Below are 22,212 nucleotides of genomic sequence, written 5' to 3'. Positions count from 1 at the left end.
TTATACCAAAGTAGAAAAATGTAATCAAAAATCTACTAACATACAAAAAATAATATCAAAACATTGCGCAAATAATACAGATCAGGACTTCAAATTTTTCAGAATCTGAACAGATAATTGGGCCAAACGAGGTTCAATTGTTGTCTTTTTAAGTTCACAACCCCAAATGTAGATGACTTTCCATCCTGCTTCAATCAGGTTTTGATGCGCTAAATTATCGTTGAATTTATTTTTGTTGATCTTATTAAGCCACCACTCGGTACGGGTTTTCGGGACACTAAAATATTTACAACTATCATGCCCATGCCAGAAGCACCCGTTAATAAATACGACGGTTTTATATTTGGGAAGAATAATATCAGGAGTGCCGGGCAGGCCTTTGTTGTGCAGCCTGTATCTGAATCCTTTTGAGAAAAGGAATTTCCTGACCAGCAATTCAGGTTTGGTGTTTTTGCCCGGGATACGGGACATATTGTAGCTTCGGGTTTCCGGTGAATGTCTATCAGCCATTCATATAACTTTCAATTAATATATAGGGTTCACATATCGGTTTCCCGTTCAGAAGGAAGCGGTATAAACTGATCCAGTCCCGTATCTTTTAAAAAGATCTCCTGCATCATATCATAAATATCAATACCTGCTTTCTCACATAAATTGAAACTTGTCTCCATCAGCAAATCCCGGTGTGCGGCTTGTTCGGCTGTAAATACCGGCTCGCCGGTCTCCATACTCACGTAATTTTCAAACAATTCATCGGGATGGGCATTTACCCCCTCCTCAATCAGATCATGAAAAAATGTCGTGACGTCTTCCAGATTGTGAATTTCCTGTATCATATTACTGTTAAATTTTTAATAACTCTGTTCTCTTCTGCCTGACGCAGCATAATTTCAGTGCCCTCTTCAATGGTCATCACCTGCCCGAATTCCCTGATTGATGATTCATCGCTGTAAATACCGTTCCTGTCATTCCACATGAGCCATTCGATAATATCAATTCTGCTTAACTGTGCGATCAGTTCCTGGAGTTCGCTTTCGGAAATTTCGACAACCCTGATATAAGGGTAATCATTGGCTTTCCAGTAGCTTTTATGCGTATGGATGATTTCCATCACCCCTTATTTATTGTTCCATGAGTGCACATAAGAAGTGAGGTCATCACCCACAACTACCAGTTCTTCCTTCCGTACGGGAATTCTTTCAGCGTTCGCCGGATTTTTGATATTCCGCTGGAGGTCTTTAAGGTTTACGACCAGTATATCATCGTCGTTCTCAAACTTAGACGGGTCTTCCGTTAGGATATAAACCTCTTCAGGTTCCATGTCCGCAATGCCGGAAACGATTTTGCAGATCTGACCGGGTTTGGTTGGCATCAATGTCGAATTCATAAACAAATTTATTAAAATAGATTGTTAAATACTTTTAATTCGGTGGTTGAAAGGCATTGCTGTTGGGTATTTTACGTACGCCTCTACAAACTCACCCCACTTTCAACGGTTGAGTCCTGAACTCTTTAAGGTTAAGGAAAAAGCCCCTGTTGAACAGCATCCCTTCACGAAACAACGACCATAAAAGGGATGCGCCGAGGTTGGCTAAGGTAGAATTGATAAATAAATCCTGTTTGGTCAGTGCTTCCGCTAAAGAACAGCTGGGCGTATCATCGTCTATTTCGGAGGCTTCCAATAACCCTCTAAATTCATCGGTTACCATCGGCAGTTTGGCAACGGTTTTGTATTGTTCAGATTCCGGTTGTTTAACCGCTTCAATTGTAGAAAGAATCACCTGCCCTGTATCTTTACTGTTCCCACAATCCATCCAGTAAAGTGGTTTATTACGCTCGTAACGGGAGTTCGCGGAAAACCCCTTCAATATCTCCGCTATATCCATACGGGCAGCTACTTTGTCCACGCAAGAGATATACAGGTTTGCTTTACCATTATGAGGAAAAGTACTCATTCCTGTTTGATTGAATAATTCCGTTACCGCTTTCCAGTTCGTTCCAAAAAAGCGGTTAATGCGGTCGATGAGCGCAGCGGATTTAAACATACCCAGTTCGCTATCCGCAAATAACTGCCTGCCCCGGTTGGCTTCGCTCACCCGGTCATTATCATAAAGATAAACCTGCAGGCCGGGATGCCCTAATGCGGTCAGGGCGTGGTTCATCTTAGCTAAAGCCATCACCATATTGCTCCCTGTACCCCCGGCACCGATAAGGTTGACGGTAATGGGGTTGGTCGGGTTGATGAGGTAATTGTCGGTAATGTGAATGGCAGTTAATGTGTTCATCGGATGAGGCTTTTAATTGTTTTCTTAGTGGTTATTAAGGCTTTAACAGGGAATTGCTTTTTAGTGCCGACAAGGCTTTGCCACAGCTGCACCATATTCCCTTTTACCGGATTATGGCCTTGCATCATGTGGCTGAAATAGCTGTTAAAAAAGGCTTGTTCCCATTGCGCTATAAAATCCTCCAAACCACAATTTTTGCTGATGGATATGGCGACATTGCCCATGCATACCTTTCCATCATTGTAGGTGTTAAAGAAAGGGGCGTGATAAAGTTCGGTATCTAAATCAATAGCTTTATCATGGGTGAGCGCATAAATGGCAAGCCCGTCTTTGGTCGCTTTCCATATCAGGGCTGGTATGTTGGCGTAACCACTATCAATACCCAATCCCGCTTTAAAAAGCAGCTTCCTGTTCTGTTTGGGCGTATGCCAAATTGCATAGCCGTTTCTTTCGGTGTGCAGATACAGCAGGTTCTTCGGCAACAAACCCGCAGGTTTTAGAAAGGCGGTGTTCTTGCACTCTTTGTTATGCAAAGCTTTAGCTAAAGCACTTCCTTCAGTAACTGAAAGCGGGTGCGCATTGATTGGGCGACCCTGCGGGTCAATATCATAACTTTCTATATACACCTGTTTATCGCTGTTTTCCTGTTGATAGATCAGCAAGGCTTTTTGCGGATGGTAAAGCGAGCCAAAGGCATTGGTGAGGTTCTTCATGGCAAATCATTTAAAAGCATACATAAGTTATCAATGAGCGCAAAAAGACGGCGTTCAAAATCAAGGGTGTCATTATTTCCATCCAGTTGTTGGTCATAAATCTTTACCAATACGGGTTCTTGCGTATGGCACTTTTCATTGAATTCACTATTGACCATTTCGGCCAGGCTATCGTATAGGCTCCCGTCATTCTCCGCAATAAAGTGGACTATTTCGGATAAGCGTATGGTGCTGTCGCTTTCTTCGTCATCGTACTCATCATCGTATTCTTCGTTGCTTTCTTCCTTTTCAGGAAAGCTATTGCCGATGTGTTTGAATAGGTGAGCATCGGGAAAAGAAGCCCAAATATCTAAAGCGCTTTTCGCCAGTTTAAGGCATTCTTCTGAAAAATCGTTATGCGTACGAAATTGCTGTACCCTTTCCTGAAAATGGTCAAGATGGTATTTATTGAATAGCTTGCGTTGCATGATGTCGCCATAGTATTTCGCCGAATGCAGGGCTGACCGGTGTAGATTAATATCCTGCTCATCCATTTGGTCAAAGTCGTTCTCTATCCAGTCTTCCAACATTTCATAGTGGTAGAATAAGTAACTATCCTCATCCCTGTAATAAGGGACACCCGTCATATGATAGAGGTAAGCGCAAACCGATAACAATAGTTCAGCACTCCGCTTATCTTTACCGCTTTTCAATAAGCGGTAAAGGGGCAGCACAGGGATATAGTAAAGCGTGTGGCCGGTGGATACGTATTCTTTGGTCGCCAGTTTCACCTGATCGGTATCATCGCTGATGATAAACAGTTCGGTGTAGCTTTTTTCTTTACAAACCTGTCGCTCCGCATTCCAGTAAGCAAGTAGGATATTATAAGGATAAGGCTTATCGCGGACATCCATTACTTTGATATCATATTGCTTTTCAAGTATGGAAAGGGAGTTAAACACTCCCGTTTCCAAATCTTTTATTTCGGGCAGTTCTGTAGCGGGTTCATACAGCGGTAAAAAGCGATGGCTTAGAAAACCATCGGCAGTAAATCCGCAGGGGCTGACCGGGGGTTGTTCCGGCTGACCTCCCGCGCATCGGGTAACCTGTCCAATTCCTTGCTGAATGACTGTAGCTGCTGATAGAGTTTGCATTGTTTGGTAGTTTTAGGCAGGGTTACCCTGCCGTTCGTATTGCTAATCAAATCCTTCATAAATTATCCTTTCGTACCAATGGTAGAAACGAAGCTGTATTGTATCTCATCCCTTTTGATTTCAGGACCGTTAATTTTGGCAGTAGTCAGGATGGGATACGTTCCCGAGTAGAAGTTCAGCACGGCTTCCGGGCTAAAGTTGTTGTTGGGGTCGGTCAAACGGACTTCCTGTCCGTTCTCTTTGTGTAAAAACACCCTTGGTAATATGCTGGTCAATAACATAGCGGTATGGTTTTATTCGGCGTTAAAATTGATAAGGGCTTTTTCGTAAAGCGATATTTGCGTTTTCAGGTAGTCGGTCTTTTTTTTCAGTTCGCCTTCCTTGTGCGGGTAATCGGCTATGGACGGCAGGATGTGCAGGGCATCGCTGAACTTTAATTTTTTAATCAGTTCTGAGACCTCCTGCATGGTATCATCATAAGCTTTTTTCTTTTCCTCCTTGCTGATTTTGGAATCGGGCACGACAATGTCGCCGTTATCCTTATTAGCAGCAGCTTGTTTTCTTGCCTTTTCCCGGTTGTCCTGTTCCTGTTTAGATGCCAGTTTAGCAGCTTCCAATCCTTTGAGGTAGCTTTCCATATTGGTGTATAAACCTGCGGTTTGCTGTACGGGGACGGTTATAGTTTCAAAAAAGCCATTATCAAGTTCTGATGCTGTACCATTCAGCAACATTGGCGGTATAGCTTTAGCGGCGTTATCCCCGCATTGCAATGCCGTGAACAAGGCTGATACGGTAAATGCTGTATTATCTTCAGTTTGAATGGTTATTTTCCAGTTGCCGGGAATGTTCAGCCCTGCTATGATTTCAAAAAAGTTAGTCGTCATGTTATTGATTTTAATGGATTATAAATTATGTTCAGGTGCCTGTTTTCAGGACTTTATCATCTAGAGGTAGTCGTTGTAGCGTTGCGTTATGTCCTCGCCCCGCTCAAACTTGCCCTTGCCGAAGTCGTACCCTTCTTCAAAGAACGAAACCCTTTTTTTCAGCAGGTTGATCTCATACCTGTAGGTGGCATTTATCCGCTGTTCGCCCATTGTGCAATGTTCCGTTAACAGTTTTAATTCGGCAGTTCCGTCTTCCAATGCCAACAGGGGGAGTATTAAATCTTCCACGATGTAGCCCTGTTCCGGTGCGCTGCTGCTTTCGGCAACACATTTGAGTTTTCTGCCGTTGCTTAGGGTGATGTGTATGTTAGAACGTGTCATATTATTTTATTTGATGTGATTTTAGCTTTACCCGTTGTTTGCATCCTGCAATGCTTTAATCGCTTTCTTCCTTTCCAAAAGGATTTCTAATATTTCATCATTGCTTTCGTAAGTATTGCCTTCAAAGCAATAGGTATCGCTCTTCTCGTCATACCCGCATAGGCCGTAGTCATCGGATGTTAAAAAAACATCCGTAAATACGCCATCCTTATAGGTTCCTTCGCCATAGACCATGTTTCCGGGTTCGGCGTAGCGGTGAATAAACCCGATGCTAAAATGTTCGGCGATGCGCTTCATCACCTCAAAATTCGGCGACCATTTCGTTTCGTAATACAGTATGCCGCCTTCCCATCGGGTATCGAAAAGGTATCCGCTATCCCGTTCGTTTACAAAGAGGGGTAATTGCCCTTTGCCTTCTTTCTTTTCTTTTGCAGCTATCGCTGTAAAAAGGACCTCCAAATACTCAAATTGGCTGTGTTCGCCAATAAATTCTACCGTGTTACTGCACCAGTTTGCCATGTCTTTTTTGTTGAGTGAATAAATCTGTTCCGCATCTCTCTTCGCCTTGCCTGTCCTGATTATTATTTTTAAAAGAAAAAGGGAAAAAAGAAAGCCGCACATGTTGACCGCAGCAAGACAAAAGGAAACGGAATAAGTGCCGGAGGCTGAATAAGGGAGGAACGAGCTTATTCATTATGCCGTAAGCTTTTGGCCTCTTCCAAAAAAGAAAACGGTCAACAATTTAGCTGCGCTTTTTACCCGTTCGCGTAAAAATTAAATCAAAAAATAGCTGGTATAAACTCCCTGGTTTATAAAGCGAACTCCTACACAATTGGCGATGTGTCAGACTTATTGCCCAGTGGAAAGCAAGTGCCTGCCTGCCGGATGAGCGGGATGAATAAGCCAGGTTAAGCGGAGCGTACGGTCTTATTCGGCAAAGCGGATGGGGCATACGGCAGGCAGGCTCTTGCAGCGCGGCCCGGAATCTGGCGAAGGAATGCAGCAAAGCAAATGGATGAGCCTGATGGGAGGGCAAGGGGAATGCAGCAGGGATGGCAGCGGCATCCTTCGGGAGAAGATACAGCGGATTCAGCCCGGCCCCTTTCCAATCCAAATGAGCAAGAGGGGGGCTGCCCGGATGATCCCAATTGATGAAAGAGAAACGCAGGTAGCGCCTATCGCTTATCTTACATAAAAAAATGGCTGTTAAACGGGTAATTGCTAATGATGATTTATTCACTAACTTTGTAAAAATGAAGTACCTGGCGATCGTCTTCAGTATTTATATGACTCTACTTTCCCTGATGCCCTGTCAGGATAAGGAAGATATTGCCTCCAATTTTATTTTCAGCACTTCCTTTCATAGCAGTCATTCGGCAAAAGAGCATAGCGGCCAGGAAGTGTGCCCGCCTTTTTGTACCTGTTCGTGCTGTTCTACGGCAAGGACGCTTACATCAAAGCCCCTGACCATCGTATTTTTCAAAATCGTTAAAAGTCAATATCCTGACAGCAAAATCTCCGCTTTACAGGACCAGCCTCTCTCCGTCTGGCAGCCCCCACAATCCGTATAATCTTCCCCTATTTATTTAACTGTGCATTCTTCCTTTAAACGGAGTGAATGTGTCTTATCTATTTCATTTCAGCAATTATTTTATGTTAGATGCCATTATACGGTTCAGCATCCGTAATAAACTGGTGATCGGCTTTTTTACCCTGGCGTTAATTGCCTGGGGTATATGGAGCACTTCTCAGATCCCGGTAGATGCTTTACCCGATATTACCAATAACCAGGTGCAGGTGATCACCAAAGCACCCACGCTGGCCGCGCAGGAAGTGGAGCAGTTTATTACCTACCCGGTAGAACGTTCGCTGTCCAATCTGCCCAATATTACCGAAATGCGCTCTATGTCCCGTTTCGGGCTGAGTGTCATAACCATCGTTTTCAAAGAATCCGTGGATGTTTATTTCGCCCGTCAGCTGATCGCCGAGAAGCTGAACGAGGTACAGGAGCAGATCCCCAAAGGTACCGGCAGGCCGGAGATGGCACCCGTTACCACGGGCCTGGGAGAGATCTACCAATATATATTACACCCCAAAAAAGGAAGCGAAAAGAAATATTCGGCGATGGACCTGCGCACGATGCAGGACTGGATCGTAGTGCGCCAGCTGTACGGTATTGCGGGCGTTGCGGAAGTTACTGCCTTTGGCGGGGTGGCCAAACAATTCGAGGTCGCCCTCGACCCGGATAAGCTCAAGGCAATGGATGTAACCATCCCGGAGGTATTTACCGCTTTGGAGAAAAACAACCAGAATACGGGTGGGGCTTACATAGACAAAAAACCAAATGCCTATTTTATCAGGGGTGTGGGTTTGATGTCGGGCATCCCTGATATTGAAAACACGATCATTAAACGCCAACCTAATGGTGTACCGATACTGGTAAAGAATGTCGCCAAAATACAACTGGGTTCACCGCCACGCTACGGGGCGATGACCTATAACGGCGAAAAGGAAGTGGTCGGCGGCATCGTACTGATGACTAAAGGGGCTAACAGCGCCGAAGTGGTCGGCTTAGTAAAAGAGCGCATGAAACTGGTACAAAAGTCCTTGCCGAATGATGTGATCATCGAGCCGTTCCTTGACCGTACTAATCTCATTAACCGCGCGATCAGTACGGTGGAGCGAAATCTGACCGAGGGCGCACTGATCGTGATCTTCGTATTGGTGCTGTTTTTAGGTAACTGGCGGGCCGGCTTAATTGTTGCCTCCGCTATCCCGTTATCGCTACTGTTCGCGCTTTCATTGATGAACCTTTTTGGTGTCTCGGCCAACCTGATGTCCTTAGGCGCGATTGATTTCGGGCTCATTGTAGATGGCGCTGTTATTATTGTAGAAGCGACCATGCACCACCTGGCATTGCGTAAAACTTCGGGCCGCTTCACCCAGCAGGAAATGGATGAGGAAGTATTCCTGTCCGCATCCCGTATCCGAAACAGCGCTGCATTTGGTGAGATCATTATTTTGGTGGTATATATCCCCATCCTGACCCTTACCGGGATCGAGGGCAAGATGTTCCGGCCAATGGCGCAAACCGTAGGTTTCGCCATATTAGGTGCGCTGCTCTTATCACTAACCTACATCCCGATGATGTCGGCCTTGTTCCTTTCCAAAGACGCTGAACCTAAAAGGACGTTTTCTGACCGGATGATCGGCTTTTTCCAGCGCAGGTACGAACCGATCCTAAAAGCCGCTATCCGTTTCAAATACCAGGTGGTGGCAGTCGCGGTGGTCCTGATGATTATTAGTATTTTTATCTTTTCACGGATGGGCGGCGAATTTATCCCCCAGCTGGAGGAAGGCGATTACGCTATTGAATTTGTGCTGCCGCAGGGAACCTCCTTATCTCAAACCACCGAAACCATTATGCAGGCCGAACGGATGCTGCGCAAATACCCGGAGGTAAAAATGGTGGTGGGTAAAACCGGTAGTGCCGATGTTGCTACTGATCCGATGCCCCCCGAAGCATCTGACCTGATGGTGATCCTGAAAGACAAATCGGAATGGCCGGATGGAAAAAGCTTTTATGAACTGGCGGACGATATGCGCAATACCCTTGCAGATATCCCCGGCGTGATCGTAGAACCCAGCCAGCCGATCCAGATGCGCTTTAACGAATTGATGACAGGTGTTAAACAGGATGTCGCGGTAAAGATATTCGGAGAGAACCTGGATACCCTGAATTTATTGGCCGCTAAAGTAGCGCAGGCTATAAAACCGGTACAAGGCGTAACCCAGCCACAGGTGGAAAGGGTAAGCGGCCTGCCGCAGATCACGGTCAAATATGACCGCGCGCGGATGGCCAATTACGGGTTAAATATTGAAGATGTGAACCAGGTGATCAGTACTGCTTTTGCGGGGAACACCACGGGTTCTATTTATGAGAACGAACGCCGGTTTGACCTCGTGGTGCGATTGGATTCCGCCCACCGCAACGCCATCGAGAATGTAAGCGAATTATTTATTCCTACACCGGATGGAAACCAGGTTCCTTTATCGCAAGTGGCAACCGTTGCCTATGAAACCGGCCCTGCGCAGATCAGCCGTGAGAATGCCCGCAGGCGGATCGTAGTGAGCTTTAATGTGACCGGCAGGGATGTAGAAAGCGTAGTGAAAGAAGTGCAGGCCAAACTGAATACTAAAGTGCCTTTACCCACCGGATATTACTACACCTACGGGGGGACATTCGAGAATTTGCGCCAGGCAAGTGCCAGGCTGATGATCGCCGTCCCGGCAGCGTTGCTGCTGATATTCATTTTGCTGTATTTTACCTTCAAATCCTTAAAGCAAGCGACACTGATTTTTACCGCGATACCCATGTCAGCTATCGGCGGTGTGTTCGCACTGTTGTTAAGGGGAATGCCGTTCAGTATTTCGGCAGGTGTGGGTTTTATAGCCTTGTTCGGCGTTGCCGTATTGAATGGCATTGTACTGATCGGTACGTTTAACCAGTTAGCCAAAGATGGCGTGGAAGATATCATGGAAAGGATCTATCAGGGTACGAAAGACAGGTTGCGCCCGGTATTGATGACCGCTACGGTAGCTTCTTTAGGCTTTCTGCCGATGGCGGTTTCCACCAGCGCGGGTGCAGAGGTTCAAAAACCCTTGGCAACCGTGGTGATCGGCGGTTTACTGACGGCTACTTTGTTAACTCTCGTGGTGCTCCCCTTACTTTACCTGATCTTTACGAAAGCCGGCAACCATTCCTCCGGGAAAGTAAAAAAGACTGTGCTGGCCTTATTGGTTTTGGGGGTTACGCTACCCGCTTTTTCGCAGACAACACAGCCGGCAACACGGATCACACTGAACGGGGCTTATGAAATGGCTATACAGAACAATCTACAACTGCGGTCGTCGGCCTTGAAGATCGATCAACGAAAGGAACTGGGTAAAACGTCATTTACGCTCCCTAAAACAGGCGTATTTGTAGAGAATGAAGACATCAACCCGCAGGATCAGAAAGGCATCCTGAAGATCGGGCTGTCGCAAAGCCTCGACTGGCCCGGACTGTATAAGGCCCGAAAAAACCTTTTAGCGGAGCAAACCCGCTCGGCAGAATATTCCCGCGACGCGCAGGTGATGGAAGTGAAAAAGAATATTGCGGGGACCTATTATAATTTATGGTACTATCAAAGCAAGCAAAGCTTGTGGCAAAGGCTGGACAGTATTTACGGAACATTAGCAAAAGCTGCGGTGTTAAGGGTGAAAACCGGCGAGAACGCGGGCTTGGACAGTATAGCCGCGCAGGCCAAAGCAAAAGAAACCAAAGTGCAATTGCGCCTGATCCAAAAGGATATCAAAAATCAGCAGGAAGCTTTAAAACGATTGCTCAATACCACCTCAGCCTTGCTGCCGGACAGCCTGCCGTTGAATAAGGTAATATTAGCGGGTACACAGGCCGATACCGTAGCGCATCCCCTGTTGAAAATCCAGCAACAACAGGTAAATATTGCCGGGGCAGAGCTAAAAGTAGCCGGGCAGAGCCAGATGCCATCTTTTGAGGGCCGGTTCTTTTCGCAGCGTTTGTACGGTGTCAGCCCGCCTTATTCCGGGTTTTCGGTAACTGTGGGTATCCCTATTTTCGGACGGGGGCAGTACCGCCACGGTATCAAGGCTGCGCAACTGGAAAAAAGTTACCAGCAAACCGTATTGACAGATCAGCAACTGGCATTCAGTACTTCTTATCACCAGGAAATCGAACAGCTGCAAAAGAACAGCGATCTGCTGGATTATTATACCTCCACGGGCTTGAAGCAGGCGGATGCGATTATTAAAGCGGCCAACCTGTCTTACCGATCCGGCGAGATCGGCTTTGCGGAACTTTCGCAATACCTAACCCAAGCTATCGATATCCAGCGCAACTATCTCGAAGTGCTCAATGAATATAACCAGAGCGCTATTCAACTGAATTATTATACCAACAGCAAATAAGATATATCCTATGAAACTCATATTTAAACCCCGTATATACCTGCTGCTGATGCTTATGGCAGGAATGGTTGCGTCCTGTACGCAGCAGGAAAAGCCTAAAGAAGCTGATACTGAAAAAGAAGCTGCTCCAGCACAGGCAAATACAGTGAGCCTTACTACTGCCCAAATTAAAACGGCCGGCATTGAACTGGGTAAGATAGAAATGAAGAACCTGGCTACGGCCATTAAGGCTAACGGGCTATTGTCCGTACCTAATCAGAATAAGGCTTTGGTAACTTCAGTTACCAACGGCACTATCAAAACCTTGACGGTACAGCCCGGAAACTATGTAAATAAAGGGCAGGTTATCGCCACCATATTAAATCCTGATATCGCTCAGTTACAACAAGCTTCGCAAACCACCCAGGCTCAATTAACACTGGCGCAGCAGGAATATGAGCGCCAGAAAGAACTGGTGGCGGGCAATGCCGCACCGCTAAAGAACTTACAGAAAGCCGAAGCCGAACTGGCGGCATTAAAATCTACCAAGCGGTCACAGCAATTGCAGCTGTCGGCTATGGGGATCTCGCAATCTGCTACGAACAGCGGCCGTTTGGTGACCAGTATCCCGGTGGTCGCCCCCATCAGCGGTACGGTAAGCGAAGTGTCGGCACAGATCGGTTCAAACGTGGATGCGTCCACACCCATTGCGCAGATCGTAAACAATTCGCAGCTGCACCTCGATCTTTTTGTATTTGAAAAAGATCTGCCGAAGGTAAAGGCCGGGCAGCGCATCCACTTTACGCTCACCAACAGCGCGGGTAAGGAGTACGACGCAAAGATCTATTCTATCGGGACGGCTTTTGCCAGCCAGTCTAAAACGATCCCTGTTCATGCGGTGGTAATGGGCGATAAAACAGGTTTGATCGAAGGGATGAATGTAACGGCCATTATCAGTATCGGTAATGCTGTTTTACCGGCGGTGCCCTCAGAAGCTATCGTAAGCAACGGCGGGCAGGATTATATTTTTATGGTAAAGAAACAGGACGCCAAAGAAACGCTTTTTGAGCGTGTACCGGTAGCTAAGGGAGTTTCCGATATCGGGTTTACCGAGATAACGCCGGTAAAGAACCTGAAACCGGGTTCTACTATCGTGATCAAAAAAACATTCTTTGTCCTGGCTAAAATGGTGAATACCGGGGAGGAGGAATAGGTAATGAAAGAACTGGAAAGTCAGCTTATTGAAAAACAGATCAAACCGACGGCTATGCGGCTTGTTGTGCTGGATTTTTTGGTGAAACAGGAAAACGCGGTCAGTCTTACGGATATTGAACTAAACCTGGATAAAACAGACCGGGTAACCTTGTACAGGAGTATTAAAACTTTTGAAGAACATGGTTTGGTACACCGGATAGATGACGGAACGGGTACTACCAAGTTTGCCTTATGCCAGCCATCCTGTACGGTAGAAGGGCACCATGACCTGCACGTACATTTCTATTGCACGGTTTGCGAAGAAACACATTGTTTACCCAAAACACAGATTCCGGAGGTAAGGCTTCCGGCAGGATACGAAAGAGAGGAAACCAGCCTGCTGGTGAAAGGGGTTTGCGCGGAATGCAAAAGGACATATGCCTGATAGAACAGGTTAAATTACTGATGAATTAAATTGTTAACATGCACATTCTGCTCATTACAGGACAATTCTTATTAAGCCTGTCGCTATTGGTCGTGGTCCATGAACTGGGGCATTTCCTGGCTGCTAAAGCTTTCGGGATACGGGTAGAGAAATTCTACCTGTTTTTCGATGCCTGGGGATTCAGCCTGTTTAAATTTTCTTATAAAGGCACCCTGTATGGAATAGGCTGGCTTCCCTTGGGAGGGTATATCAAAATGGCTGGTGTATTTGAAGATACAGAAGGAGCAAATACGAAGGGTGATGACCATGATGGTTTTTATACCAAACCGGTCTGGCAGCGCCTGGTTGTGATGTCCGGAGGGGTTATCATGAACATGGCCGTTGCTATACTGATCTTTTCATCACTTTCCGTTAAATATGGAAGTGGTTACATGCAGAAGATCAAAGCTGATTTTGGGATCATTCCTGCTGACGTTGGCAAAAAAGCCGGGTTATTGCCCGGTGACAGGATTATAGAGGTAAATGAAGATACGCTTTATTACCAGGATGAATTAACGAGTACCCGGATTTTGAAGGGAAATACCCTGCTCACGGTGGTGCGCTCGAAAGGAAAAGAGCGTATTCATTTGCATCTCAATGTTTCACCTGCTACGATCAGGTTGCTCGCTGATAAAGCGCCTACTGAGTTTTTTAAGATAGGAACACCATTTAAGATCGACTCCGTTTATTCCAACAGCGACCTTAAAGCCGCCGGATTCAGTAAAAGCGATAAGATAACCGCGGTTAACGGAAAGCCGGTAAACTACTATGAAGAGTTCATGGTAAAGCTTCGGGAAAATAAAGACAAACCTTTATTGCTGACGGTTGTCCATGACGGCAAGACCAGCCAGGTAGAAGCGCATCGAGATAAGGACGGACATATCGGGTTTTCGTTGGACGCGGTACATCCGCCCGAAACAAAGCCAGTTCAGGCCACTTTACCGCAATCTGTATCCTTCGGCGCAGGCCGCACCTGGTCGGTGTTTTCTGAAAATGCGCGTGGCGTTAAAGACATTATTCAAGGCAGGGTGAAAGCGGCTGATGCGCTTACCGGGCCGGTAGGTATCGCTCTTCTTTTTGGCGAAGCCACGGACTGGAAAAGATTTTGGGGGTTGATCGCGGTTTTATCAACAGCGCTTGCTTTTATTAACCTGATGCCGGTACCCGTTTTAGACGGCGGGCAAGTCCTGCTTTTAGCAATTGAAGCCTTTCGCGGCAAACCACTGAAAGCGGTTGTAATCGAATATAGCCAGATGGCTGGATTTATCCTGTTAGGCCTGTTATCCCTATTTGTGGTCTACAACGATATTGCGAGACTGATTATGAAATGATCACTGAAAAATAACTGCCGGTAAAAAGATTGCAATACAGTTGCAGCCCTAACCGGCTTAAATTTGTTTGAAAATATACATCCCACTAGCCCATCATACAATGAAAAAGGAAGCACCAAAAAAGAATACTAAAGGACAACCCCGCGTTGATATCTCTACGAGTAAAGAAAAAGAAGAAAAGGCACATCAGCATGATGAAAAAGAGGCGGGCCACGACCATGACCACGGGGGCATGTTCGGCAAAAACACCGAACTGATCTTTGCCGCGTTGTCCGGGTTATTTCTTGCCCTGGGTTTTGGATTGTCTTTTGTGCACACCCTTCCCCCGATTACCAGTACCATACTTTATGGTATTGGCTATTTCTTTGGTGGATTTTACACGACGAAAGAAGCTTACGAGGCTATCAGCACGGGCAAATTCGAGATTGACTTTTTAATGCTGGTCGCGGCTGTCGGCGCGGCCTGCCTGGGCCAGTGGGCAGAGGGCGCGCTGCTTTTATTCCTGTTCAGCTTCGGGCACTCCCTCGAACATTATGCGATGGGTAAAGCGACCAAGTCCATTGCAGCGCTCGCCGACCTGGCTCCCAAAACAGCTATCGTACGCCGGGATGGCAAAGAAACAGAGGTACCTATTGAAGAACTGGTGCTGGGCGATATCATCATCGTTAAGCCCAACAGCAAAATTTCTGCTGACGGCGCGGTCATCAAAGGTGAAAGTAGTGTGAACCAGGCGCCCATCACCGGTGAAAGTGTGCCGGTGGATAAATCCCCGGTAGTTGACCCGGATAAGGATCATGATGATAAAACGCTGAAAGCCGAGAACAAAGTCTTTGCCGGAACGATCAACGGCAGCCAGGTACTGGAGATAAAAGTAACCAAGCTGGCAGCTGATTCCACTTTATCGCGACTTGTTAAGCTGGTCAATGACACGGAAGCGCAGAAGTCACCTACACAATTATTTACCGATAAGCTGCAGAAGTATTATGTACCTGCGGTGTTGGCATTGGTTGGGCTGTTACTACTTGCATTCCTGGTTATTGATGAACCTTTCAGCAAAAGTTTCTACCGGGCTATGGCGGTTCTGGTCGCTGCAAGTCCTTGTGCATTGGCCATATCCACCCCGAGTGCTGTTTTAAGCGCGATTGCCAGGGCCGCAAGAAGCGGCGTATTGATCAAAGGTGGCGGTCCATTGGAAGAACTGGGTGGCATTACTGCCATCGCGTTCGATAAAACCGGAACACTTACAGAAGGCAAGCCCCAGTTAACAGGTGTAGTGGCATTAGCTAAATTATCGGAAGATGAGGTGTTAGAGATCGCCATTGCCGTTGAGAAATTAAGTGACCACCCCTTAGCGGCAGCCATTGTTAAAGGAGGCCTGGAAAGATTAAAGCAAAAGGATATTCCATCGGCCAAGAACCTGCAGGCCGTTACCGGCCATGGTGTGAAAGCCACAGTAGGCAACAAAAAGATCGTTATCGGCAACCGCAGCCTGTTCAAAAAATTGGCTGATGAGGTGCATACACAAGTGGAAAAACTGGAAAAGGAAGGCAACACAACGATGTTGGTGGAACAGGAAGGGGAAATCATCGGTTTGATCGCCTTAATGGATGTACCCCGCAAGGAGGCTAAAAAGACGTTAAAGGAATTAAAAGATCTGGGCATAAAGCGCATGATCATGCTGACGGGCGACAACCAGCAGGTAGCCGAAGCCGTGGCCAAACAGATCGGTATTACCGATGCGATGGGTGGTTTACTGCCGGAACAAAAGGTAAAGGCCATTCAGGACCTGATCAAAAGGGAGAAGAAAGTAGCTATGATCGGTGACGGTGTAAATGACGCACCCGCCATGGCTAAAAGCACCGTCGGTATCGCTATGGGTGCGGCAGGTTCAGATGTGGCTTTAGAAACCGCTGACATCGCGTTAATGGCTGACCGGTTAGATAACCTGCCGTTTGCTATCGGTTTAAGCCGTCAATCCCGCAGGATCATCAAGCAAAACCTGGTTGTAAGCCTGGGGATGGTTGCTGTATTAATACCGGTAACTATTTTAGGCATAACCGGTATCGGCCCGGCGGTAATAGGCCACGAGGGCTCTACGTTGTTGGTGGTTTTCAATGGCCTCCGCTTACTGGTTTATCAAAATGGTCGTAAATGATCCGTAGCACATCTGATCATCATTTAACATCACAGCGGGAATAAGTATATTTGGTTTTTATCGCCATTACCATGAACGTCATTAAATCTTTACTGCTATTTATTTTGGCCGGCATATTCGAGATCGGCGGCGGTTACCTTATCTGGCAATGGCTTAAGGAAGACAAACCCTATTGGTACGGCTTGGCAGGTGCTGTGATTTTAGCCTTTTACGGCATTGTAGCTACCTGGCAAACAGCCAATTTTGGCCGTGTTTATGCAACATATGGCGGGGTATTTATTGTACTTGCACTCCTGTGGGCCTGGAAAGTGGATGGGTTTAAACCTGATCGCTGGGATATGATCGGCGCGGGCATCGCACTGATCGGCGCATGTATAATCATTTATATGCCACGTCAGCCCGTAGTTTAATTAAGCTGGTTAAATAATATTTTAATGGTTAATAGTATCTTAAATAGCACTTTGATTACCTGCCCGCAGTGTGGGTTTGAAAAGCAGGAACAAATGCCGTTAAATGCCTGTACATATTTTTATGAGTGCGATAATTGTAAAACCAGGCTCAAGCCTTTAGCGGGCGATTGTTGTGTTTTTTGCAGTTATGGTTCTGTTAAATGTCCGCCTGTTCAGGACGGACGCAGTTGCTGCAGATAGATCACCGGATCATCTCATAGAACTTAATGAGGTAGCGATAGAGTCAGGTGCCGGAAAATTTCGGTGGTCTGCATACAGTATAAAGCCTCCATATCAGATAAAGCCTCCATATCAGAAACTTCGATCCGTCACCAGGCTGTCCTCGCAAGAAACCATTCCATACGGGTATGGCCGGCAAGAATATCCACCATGACCTGAACTGCCACGATCTATCGCAGGATGCCCAAAGATGGATTTTAACCTCTCCGCGAACTATATTAGCAAAGCTATTGTCCTGATGGCATGCCCTGAAGCACATTTTATTTTCGTAGAACGTAACGCACTTGGCTATGTCTATTAGCTTAAATGCCAGGATACTTTTTAAGCTCCGTCCTGTCTTAAAAATAAACGTTACTTGCTATCTGAGGATAGCAAGTAACGTTATTTGAATTGTAATGTATCTTTGCCTAAATGACCAAGCCGATTTTAATCAATGATTTCCTGCATCTCCATGACATCGTTCCTTTGATCGATGTTCGTACACCGGCGGAGTATGAACAGGGCCATGTGCCGGGCGCATTCAACGTGCCGTTGTTCAGTAATGAAGAACGGGTCAGGGTAGGCACGACTTACAAACAGGTCGGCCGTGAAGAAGCAATACTGTTGGGCTTTGACTTAACCGGTTCTAAATGGTCTTCCTTTATTAAGGAAGCTTTGATTATTGCACCTGACAAAAGAATAGGTGTTCACTGCTGGCGTGGTGGTATGCGCAGCGGGGCTATGGCATGGGCACTCGATTTGTACGGCTTTGAAGTATTTTTGATACAGGGTGGCTACAAAAAATATAGGGGCTGGGTGCATCAGCAATTTGAACAGCCCTACAAGATTCAGATACTTGGAGGCATGACCGGATCAGGTAAAACAAAATTATTGCAACAACTTAGCGTTACAGGGGAGCAGGTAATTGACCTGGAAGACCTTGCACAACACCAGGGTTCATCTTATGGCAGTATGAATAAGCTGATACAGCCTACTCAGGAGCAGTTTGAAAACAACCTGGCCGGGAAATTAAAAGACATTGATAAAAAGGAAAAGGTATGGGTGGAAGATGAAAGCCTTACTATTGGTAAACGGTCTATACCCAACCCGTTCTGGCATCAGATGCGGGATGCAGCGATAATTGATATTAAAGTGGATGTACAGCGACGTGTTAATTCCCTGGCTGCTGAATACGGGTCTTTAGATAAGGATTTTCTGATGGAATCCACGGAACGTATCCGAAAACGGCTTGGCCCGGAGCAAACCAAATACGCTATAGAGGCTATCATGGAGGGGCGTATAAAAGATTTCGTAAAAATCGTGTTGGTCTATTATGATAAAACCTACCGGACCGGTTTGAGCAAAAGGGATATTTCCAAAGTATCATCACTTGAGCTTGATGATACAGATATAGCCACACAGGCTAATAATGTATTAAATTTCACAATCAACGCGCCAGCTAAATAATGGATACGACATCAATAAAACTTACTCAATATTCCCACGGCGCGGGTTGTGGCTGTAAGATCAGCCCTGCCATTTTAGATAAAATACTGCATAGTAATATCGCCTCCGTTGCCGATCCAAATTTGCTGGTTGGTAATGATAAAAGGGACGATGCTGCAGTGTTAGACCTTGGGAACGGCACCGCTTTGATCTCTACTACCGACTTTTTTATGCCGATTGTTGATGATGCGTATGATTTCGGGCGTATCGCTTCTGCTAATGCGATCAGCGATGTTTATGCGATGGGCGGTAAACCGGTTTTAGCGATTGCTATTTTAGGATGGCCGATTGATAAACTTCCACCTGAAGTAGCTCAAAAAGTTTTAGAAGGTTCCCGGGCCGTCTGCGCCGAAGCCGGTATTACCTTAGCAGGTGGCCATAGCATTGATTGCCCTGAGCCGGTATTCGGCCTGTCAGTAAACGGTGTAGTTAATATTCCGCAATTGAAACAAAACTCCACGGCAACCCCCGGTTGTAAATTATATCTTACCAAAGCTTTAGGGGTTGGCATTTTGTCAACGGCTCAAAAAAGAGGCGTATTATTACCGGAAGATGCAGCTATTGCACTAAAGAGTATGACCACATTAAACAAGCTGGGCGAAGTATTCGGGAAGATGGATGATGTAAGGGCCATGACGGATGTAACCGGTTTTGGTTTGCTGGGGCACCTTTCTGAAATGTGTGAAGGCAGCGGCTTGTCGGCAGTGATCGAATTTGATAAAGTGCCGGTGATCCCTTCTTTAGCAGGTTACCTCGAACAAAAATGCTTTCCAGGTGGTACCGGCCGTAATTGGAGCAGTTATGGGCGTAAGATAGGGCCGCTGACCGTAGAACAGCAATATATACTGGCCGACCCGCAAACAAGTGGCGGCCTGCTGGTAGCCGTTGCCGAAGAAGGTGCGGCGGCTTTTGAAGCAAAACTACAAAGCCTTGGACACAGTTTAGCACCTATCGGCTGGCTAAAGGTGCCGGACAACGATGCGCTGATAACGGTGATTTGATGTTTAATTGATACTTTGCTTTTTAAAACTACAGAACAGGAAGTTTTGCCTGGTTTGAAAGGGGGTGATATGGTCTTCACTGATACACCGGATCTTTTCAAAATCTTTTTTTAACTGGCTTTGCAATTGGACTTCCGTATATTGTTTGATCGGCAGGCCGCTGCATTTATCCGGGCCGTTTTCAGAAAAAGTGCCAACCACCATATAATTATTGATCGCCCTGCCCGCGATTTGCAGGTAAGCTGCGATCTGGCTTTTACTGGTCAGGAAATGAAAAGTCGCCCGATCATGCCATAAGTCAAAATGCTCATTCGTTTTAAATTCGGTAATGTCAGATACCACCCATTTAACCAGTTCGCTTTTAGCACCTAACCTGGCTTTGGCTTTTTGTATGGCGGCGGCGGATATGTCCAGCACGGTGATATTAACAAAGCCCTCCTGTAAAAGAAAATCCACCAGGTTACTGTCCCCACCACCAATGTCAATGATACTGGCATTTTTAGATAACTGAAACCCGTGAATGAAATCCAGGGATGTTCGCGGGACAGCTTGCGTCCAGCTAACCTGATCGGGAGTTTTGTTGGTATAAACATCATCCCAGTGCGCTTTTTGACTATCTTTCATGGATTAACCACATATTTACAGTTTAAAGGTCTATATTATTATCATCAAATGAAAAATAAAATACTGATTACAATTTGCAGCCTGCTCATTGCCGGGTTTTGGCCTTCCGAAACTACAGCGCAAACATCCCCCGTAGCAGTGCCATCTATCCTAAATAATTATCCCTGGAAGGACAGTGAGTTAATAGCGCCTGCCGTTTTAGCCGCTAACTTAAAGGAGCCCCCGGCTAAATGGCCAATGATATTAAATATCGGCGCGGTCGAAGATATCAAAGGAGCCAAACACATCGGCGCGGTTAGCAAAGATGAAAATATGAAGTTGCTTAGAAAGACCGTTGCCGCGCTGCCTAAAAACACGGTCATCGTGGTTTATTGCGGTTGCTGCCCGTTTAGCAAATGTCCGAACATCAGGCCCGCTTTCCTGGAAATGAAAAAAATGGGGTTTACACATGTTGAATTATTAAACCTGCCTGTCAACCTGCAAACCAATTGGGTTGCTAAAGGTTACCCATTGGCAGGAAGCTGATCGGAATTTACTTAGGCTGATCAGATGCATATCTTATTAGAATAATGAATAAAAAGGCAGCGTCAGAATCATTCTTCAACGCATTAAAAGATTCCTTTCAGGTCTTAAAGAACCGTCTTTTCTCTTTATTATATTTCGCGGAAGCTATCAGCTTGCTGGGGGACGCTTTTACCTGGGTTGGCCTGGCCTTGTTATCCTACCAGTTTGGCCGGGAGCGTTCGGCCATTATTTTAGCAACGGCTTTGACCCTTCGGGTTACCGCATTCATTCTCTTTTCTCCTTTTGCCGGTGTGCTGGCTGATCGTGTGAGCCGTAAAACCATTTTATATACTACCCATTTTATCCGAATGGCGATTGTCGCCTGTTTGCCTTTTGTTACCCAGGAATGGCAGATCTATGCGCTTGTCTTTTTGCTCAATATATTTAATGCCTTTTTTACGCCCACTTACCGCGCTGTAATACCACAGGTGGTAGACCATGCGCACTACAGGCAGGCGGTAGGCTTGTCTACGGCAACTTTTCAAATATTAGGTGTCTTAGGGCCGGGTTTAGCCGGGATACTGGCTGTGTGGTTCGGCGCAAGGCAGATCTTTTTTATCGATGCGGCGTCCTTTGTGGTGGCCGCTGTTTTGATATTGCTGCTTCCCACTAATAAATTACAACATGCTGTAAAGAAAAATGAAAAAACTTTTACGGCCTGGCATGACGCGGTCAAAGGGGTTAAACTATTATTTAAAAGTCCGTTGATTCGGTTCGCACTCTTTATCGAATTTGTCTCCGCCATAGCGGGTGCGCAGATATTGGTTAATTCCGTCGGTCACATTAAAAGTGGCTTGCATTTAGGCGACAAGCAGTATGGCTGGGTGATGGCTGCATTTGGTATCGGTGCCAGTATCGCGGCATTTGTCGCGGGTAGCCTGGATAAAACGAAGTCCCGGCGTTTATCTCTGATAGCCGGTGCTTTGGTATTGTCGGTCACTATTTCCATTACGAATTTCGTAGCATATCCCGTGATGTTGATATTGTGGCTTTTTGCGGGTTTGGGGCAAAGCCTGGCGGAAATGCCTTCGGAAACGTTGATCGGTGAAAACATTGCCGAAAGCGAACAGGGCAAAGTTTATGGTTCGCATTTTGCTTTTTCTCATTTATGGTGGGCCATCGCTTATCCGATAGCCGGATTTTTGGGCAGCCGTTATGCCGGTAAAGATTTTTTATACGGCGGGCTGATCTCTATGCTGCTTTTAGGAATAGCGCTATTCTTAATGAAAAAGCAAACTAAAATTAAGTCTTAAGCGTTTACTGTTTATTAAGTAACATGATCATCGCTTTATCGGGTCTCACTTTCCGGGTCTCATCCCGTT

Annotated in this window: 25 protein-coding genes; 13 read left to right on the top strand and 12 right to left on the bottom strand. The window is 46.1% G+C overall.

Features of this window, described 5'->3' with window-relative positions; all coding sequences use genetic code 11:
* Positions 1-81: 81 nt before the first annotated feature.
* From Q3W13_RS15815 to Q3W13_RS15765, 11 genes are all read right to left on the bottom strand, one after another.
* A complete protein-coding gene (locus tag Q3W13_RS15815) occupies positions 82-510 on the bottom strand; it encodes a very short patch repair endonuclease (RefSeq protein WP_302865364.1) in 429 nt (142 codons plus the stop codon).
* A 29-nt stretch (positions 511-539) separates the two neighbouring features.
* Positions 540-836 (bottom strand): hypothetical protein, encoded by a 297-nt coding sequence (locus Q3W13_RS15810; protein WP_302865363.1) that lies wholly within the window; start codon positions 834-836, stop codon positions 540-542.
* Positions 833-1,111, bottom strand: coding sequence for a hypothetical protein (locus Q3W13_RS15805; protein WP_302865361.1), 279 nt, complete (start codon positions 1,109-1,111; stop codon positions 833-835). Before Q3W13_RS15805 ends, Q3W13_RS15810 begins: the two co-directional genes overlap by 4 nt.
* A gap of 6 nt (positions 1,112-1,117) precedes the next feature.
* A complete protein-coding gene (locus Q3W13_RS15800) occupies positions 1,118-1,387 on the bottom strand; it encodes a hypothetical protein (protein ID WP_302865359.1) in 270 nt (89 codons plus the stop codon).
* Positions 1,388-1,478: 91 nt separating this feature from the next.
* The gene (locus Q3W13_RS15795; RefSeq protein WP_302865358.1) at positions 1,479-2,285 is read right to left on the bottom strand and encodes a PRTRC system ThiF family protein; all 807 of its coding nucleotides are present in this window, start codon (positions 2,283-2,285) and stop codon (positions 1,479-1,481) included.
* Positions 2,282-2,998, bottom strand: coding sequence for a PRTRC system protein B (locus Q3W13_RS15790; protein ID WP_302865356.1), 717 nt, complete (start codon positions 2,996-2,998; stop codon positions 2,282-2,284). Before Q3W13_RS15790 ends, Q3W13_RS15795 begins: the two co-directional genes overlap by 4 nt.
* Positions 2,995-4,131 (bottom strand): hypothetical protein, encoded by a 1,137-nt coding sequence (locus Q3W13_RS15785; protein WP_302865354.1) that lies wholly within the window; start codon positions 4,129-4,131, stop codon positions 2,995-2,997. The genes Q3W13_RS15790 and Q3W13_RS15785 overlap by 4 nt, the downstream gene beginning before the upstream one ends.
* A 62-nt stretch (positions 4,132-4,193) precedes the next feature.
* The gene (locus tag Q3W13_RS15780; protein ID WP_134336437.1) at positions 4,194-4,412 is read right to left on the bottom strand and encodes a PRTRC system protein C; all 219 of its coding nucleotides are present in this window, start codon (positions 4,410-4,412) and stop codon (positions 4,194-4,196) included.
* A 12-nt stretch (positions 4,413-4,424) separates the two neighbouring features.
* A complete protein-coding gene (locus Q3W13_RS15775) occupies positions 4,425-5,015 on the bottom strand; it encodes a hypothetical protein (protein ID WP_302865349.1) in 591 nt (196 codons plus the stop codon).
* A gap of 60 nt (positions 5,016-5,075) precedes the next feature.
* Positions 5,076-5,396 carry a penicillin-binding protein gene (locus tag Q3W13_RS15770; RefSeq protein WP_302865347.1) on the bottom strand — a complete coding sequence of 107 codons (321 nt, stop codon included), beginning with the start codon at positions 5,394-5,396 and terminating at the stop codon, positions 5,076-5,078.
* A 27-nt stretch (positions 5,397-5,423) separates the two neighbouring features.
* Positions 5,424-5,915: a hypothetical protein gene (locus Q3W13_RS15765; protein WP_302865346.1), complete on the bottom strand. Its 492-nt coding sequence runs from the start codon at positions 5,913-5,915 to the stop codon at positions 5,424-5,426.
* Between the two features lie 424 nt (positions 5,916-6,339).
* Here Q3W13_RS15765 and Q3W13_RS15760 point away from each other — a divergent pair, with 424 nt between their 5' ends.
* From Q3W13_RS15760 to selD, 11 genes are all read left to right on the top strand, one after another.
* A complete protein-coding gene (locus tag Q3W13_RS15760; protein ID WP_302865345.1) occupies positions 6,340-6,591 on the top strand; it encodes a hypothetical protein in 252 nt (83 codons plus the stop codon).
* A gap of 4 nt (positions 6,592-6,595) precedes the next feature.
* Positions 6,596-6,967: a DUF6660 family protein gene (locus Q3W13_RS15755; RefSeq protein ID WP_133300230.1), complete on the top strand. Its 372-nt coding sequence runs from the start codon at positions 6,596-6,598 to the stop codon at positions 6,965-6,967.
* Positions 6,968-7,016: 49 nt separating this feature from the next.
* Positions 7,017-11,384, top strand: a complete 4,368-nt coding sequence (locus Q3W13_RS15750; protein WP_317567159.1) for a CusA/CzcA family heavy metal efflux RND transporter — start codon at positions 7,017-7,019, stop codon at positions 11,382-11,384.
* A gap of 10 nt (positions 11,385-11,394) precedes the next feature.
* Positions 11,395-12,576: an efflux RND transporter periplasmic adaptor subunit gene (locus tag Q3W13_RS15745; RefSeq protein ID WP_302865341.1), complete on the top strand. Its 1,182-nt coding sequence runs from the start codon at positions 11,395-11,397 to the stop codon at positions 12,574-12,576.
* A gap of 3 nt (positions 12,577-12,579) precedes the next feature.
* Positions 12,580-13,002, top strand: coding sequence for a Fur family transcriptional regulator (locus Q3W13_RS15740; RefSeq protein WP_134336445.1), 423 nt, complete (start codon positions 12,580-12,582; stop codon positions 13,000-13,002).
* 38 nt (positions 13,003-13,040) lie between these two features.
* Positions 13,041-14,372, top strand: a complete 1,332-nt coding sequence (gene rseP / locus Q3W13_RS15735) for an RIP metalloprotease RseP (protein ID WP_302865338.1) — start codon at positions 13,041-13,043, stop codon at positions 14,370-14,372.
* 100 nt (positions 14,373-14,472) lie between these two features.
* Positions 14,473-16,527, top strand: a complete 2,055-nt coding sequence (locus Q3W13_RS15730; protein ID WP_302865336.1) for a heavy metal translocating P-type ATPase — start codon at positions 14,473-14,475, stop codon at positions 16,525-16,527.
* Positions 16,528-16,598: 71 nt separating this feature from the next.
* Positions 16,599-16,937, top strand: a complete 339-nt coding sequence (locus tag Q3W13_RS15725) for a YnfA family protein (RefSeq protein WP_302865335.1) — start codon at positions 16,599-16,601, stop codon at positions 16,935-16,937.
* Positions 16,938-16,961: 24 nt separating this feature from the next.
* A complete protein-coding gene (locus tag Q3W13_RS15720; protein WP_117383581.1) occupies positions 16,962-17,177 on the top strand; it encodes a GDCCVxC domain-containing (seleno)protein in 216 nt (71 codons plus the stop codon).
* A 450-nt stretch (positions 17,178-17,627) separates the two neighbouring features.
* Positions 17,628-18,662 carry a tRNA 2-selenouridine(34) synthase MnmH gene (mnmH, locus tag Q3W13_RS15715; RefSeq protein ID WP_302865331.1) on the top strand — a complete coding sequence of 345 codons (1,035 nt, stop codon included), beginning with the start codon at positions 17,628-17,630 and terminating at the stop codon, positions 18,660-18,662.
* Positions 18,662-19,702 (top strand): selenide, water dikinase SelD, encoded by a 1,041-nt coding sequence (gene selD / locus Q3W13_RS15710; protein ID WP_302865329.1) that lies wholly within the window; start codon positions 18,662-18,664, stop codon positions 19,700-19,702. The genes mnmH and selD overlap by 1 nt, the downstream gene beginning before the upstream one ends.
* A 3-nt stretch (positions 19,703-19,705) precedes the next feature.
* Here the strand turns inward: selD and Q3W13_RS15705 are convergent, their stop codons facing one another.
* Positions 19,706-20,326: a trans-aconitate 2-methyltransferase gene (locus tag Q3W13_RS15705; RefSeq protein ID WP_117383578.1), complete on the bottom strand. Its 621-nt coding sequence runs from the start codon at positions 20,324-20,326 to the stop codon at positions 19,706-19,708.
* Between the two features lie 48 nt (positions 20,327-20,374).
* Between Q3W13_RS15705 and Q3W13_RS15700 the strand changes: the two genes are divergently transcribed.
* Complete coding sequence (locus tag Q3W13_RS15700; RefSeq protein WP_302865327.1) at positions 20,375-20,851, top strand: rhodanese-like domain-containing protein; 477 nt, start codon at positions 20,375-20,377, stop codon at positions 20,849-20,851.
* Between the two features lie 44 nt (positions 20,852-20,895).
* Positions 20,896-22,143: an MFS transporter gene (locus Q3W13_RS15695; protein ID WP_302865325.1), complete on the top strand. Its 1,248-nt coding sequence runs from the start codon at positions 20,896-20,898 to the stop codon at positions 22,141-22,143.
* Positions 22,144-22,212 lie beyond the last annotated feature (69 nt).

The sequence above is a fragment of the Mucilaginibacter sp. L3T2-6 genome (genome assembly GCF_030519355.1).
Taxonomy (GTDB): Bacteria; Bacteroidota; Bacteroidia; order Sphingobacteriales; family Sphingobacteriaceae; genus Mucilaginibacter.
The sequence above is the reverse complement of the archived record's forward strand: the minus strand, read 5'-3'. Positions and strand labels throughout refer to the sequence as shown.

What these genes read in the sequence shown, in the direction of transcription:
- Q3W13_RS15775 (WP_302865349.1), bottom strand. Translation starts at nt 5,015, where the DNA reads ATGACGACTAACTTTTTTGAAATCATAGCAGGGCTGAACATTCCCGGC.
- Q3W13_RS15695 (WP_302865325.1), top strand. Translation starts at nt 20,896, where the DNA reads ATGAATAAAAAGGCAGCGTCAGAATCATTCTTCAACGCATTAAAAGAT.
- Q3W13_RS15795 (WP_302865358.1), bottom strand. Translation starts at nt 2,285, where the DNA reads ATGAACACATTAACTGCCATTCACATTACCGACAATTACCTCATCAAC.
- Q3W13_RS15700 (WP_302865327.1), top strand. Translation starts at nt 20,375, where the DNA reads ATGAAAAATAAAATACTGATTACAATTTGCAGCCTGCTCATTGCCGGG.
- selD (WP_302865329.1), top strand. Translation starts at nt 18,662, where the DNA reads ATGGATACGACATCAATAAAACTTACTCAATATTCCCACGGCGCGGGT.
- Q3W13_RS15765 (WP_302865346.1), bottom strand. Translation starts at nt 5,915, where the DNA reads ATGGCAAACTGGTGCAGTAACACGGTAGAATTTATTGGCGAACACAGC.
- Q3W13_RS15800 (WP_302865359.1), bottom strand. Translation starts at nt 1,387, where the DNA reads ATGAATTCGACATTGATGCCAACCAAACCCGGTCAGATCTGCAAAATC.
- rseP (WP_302865338.1), top strand. Translation starts at nt 13,041, where the DNA reads ATGCACATTCTGCTCATTACAGGACAATTCTTATTAAGCCTGTCGCTA.
- Q3W13_RS15790 (WP_302865356.1), bottom strand. Translation starts at nt 2,998, where the DNA reads ATGAAGAACCTCACCAATGCCTTTGGCTCGCTTTACCATCCGCAAAAA.
- Q3W13_RS15760 (WP_302865345.1), top strand. Translation starts at nt 6,340, where the DNA reads ATGGGGCATACGGCAGGCAGGCTCTTGCAGCGCGGCCCGGAATCTGGC.
- Q3W13_RS15730 (WP_302865336.1), top strand. Translation starts at nt 14,473, where the DNA reads ATGAAAAAGGAAGCACCAAAAAAGAATACTAAAGGACAACCCCGCGTT.
- Q3W13_RS15740 (WP_134336445.1), top strand. Translation starts at nt 12,580, where the DNA reads ATGAAAGAACTGGAAAGTCAGCTTATTGAAAAACAGATCAAACCGACG.
- Q3W13_RS15725 (WP_302865335.1), top strand. Translation starts at nt 16,599, where the DNA reads ATGAACGTCATTAAATCTTTACTGCTATTTATTTTGGCCGGCATATTC.
- Q3W13_RS15745 (WP_302865341.1), top strand. Translation starts at nt 11,395, where the DNA reads ATGAAACTCATATTTAAACCCCGTATATACCTGCTGCTGATGCTTATG.
- Q3W13_RS15770 (WP_302865347.1), bottom strand. Translation starts at nt 5,396, where the DNA reads ATGACACGTTCTAACATACACATCACCCTAAGCAACGGCAGAAAACTC.
- Q3W13_RS15780 (WP_134336437.1), bottom strand. Translation starts at nt 4,412, where the DNA reads ATGTTATTGACCAGCATATTACCAAGGGTGTTTTTACACAAAGAGAAC.
- Q3W13_RS15805 (WP_302865361.1), bottom strand. Translation starts at nt 1,111, where the DNA reads ATGGAAATCATCCATACGCATAAAAGCTACTGGAAAGCCAATGATTAC.
- Q3W13_RS15815 (WP_302865364.1), bottom strand. Translation starts at nt 510, where the DNA reads ATGGCTGATAGACATTCACCGGAAACCCGAAGCTACAATATGTCCCGT.
- mnmH (WP_302865331.1), top strand. Translation starts at nt 17,628, where the DNA reads ATGACCAAGCCGATTTTAATCAATGATTTCCTGCATCTCCATGACATC.
- Q3W13_RS15810 (WP_302865363.1), bottom strand. Translation starts at nt 836, where the DNA reads ATGATACAGGAAATTCACAATCTGGAAGACGTCACGACATTTTTTCAT.
- Q3W13_RS15755 (WP_133300230.1), top strand. Translation starts at nt 6,596, where the DNA reads ATGGCTGTTAAACGGGTAATTGCTAATGATGATTTATTCACTAACTTT.
- Q3W13_RS15705 (WP_117383578.1), bottom strand. Translation starts at nt 20,326, where the DNA reads ATGAAAGATAGTCAAAAAGCGCACTGGGATGATGTTTATACCAACAAA.
- Q3W13_RS15720 (WP_117383581.1), top strand. Translation starts at nt 16,962, where the DNA reads ATGGTTAATAGTATCTTAAATAGCACTTTGATTACCTGCCCGCAGTGT.
- Q3W13_RS15785 (WP_302865354.1), bottom strand. Translation starts at nt 4,131, where the DNA reads ATGCAAACTCTATCAGCAGCTACAGTCATTCAGCAAGGAATTGGACAG.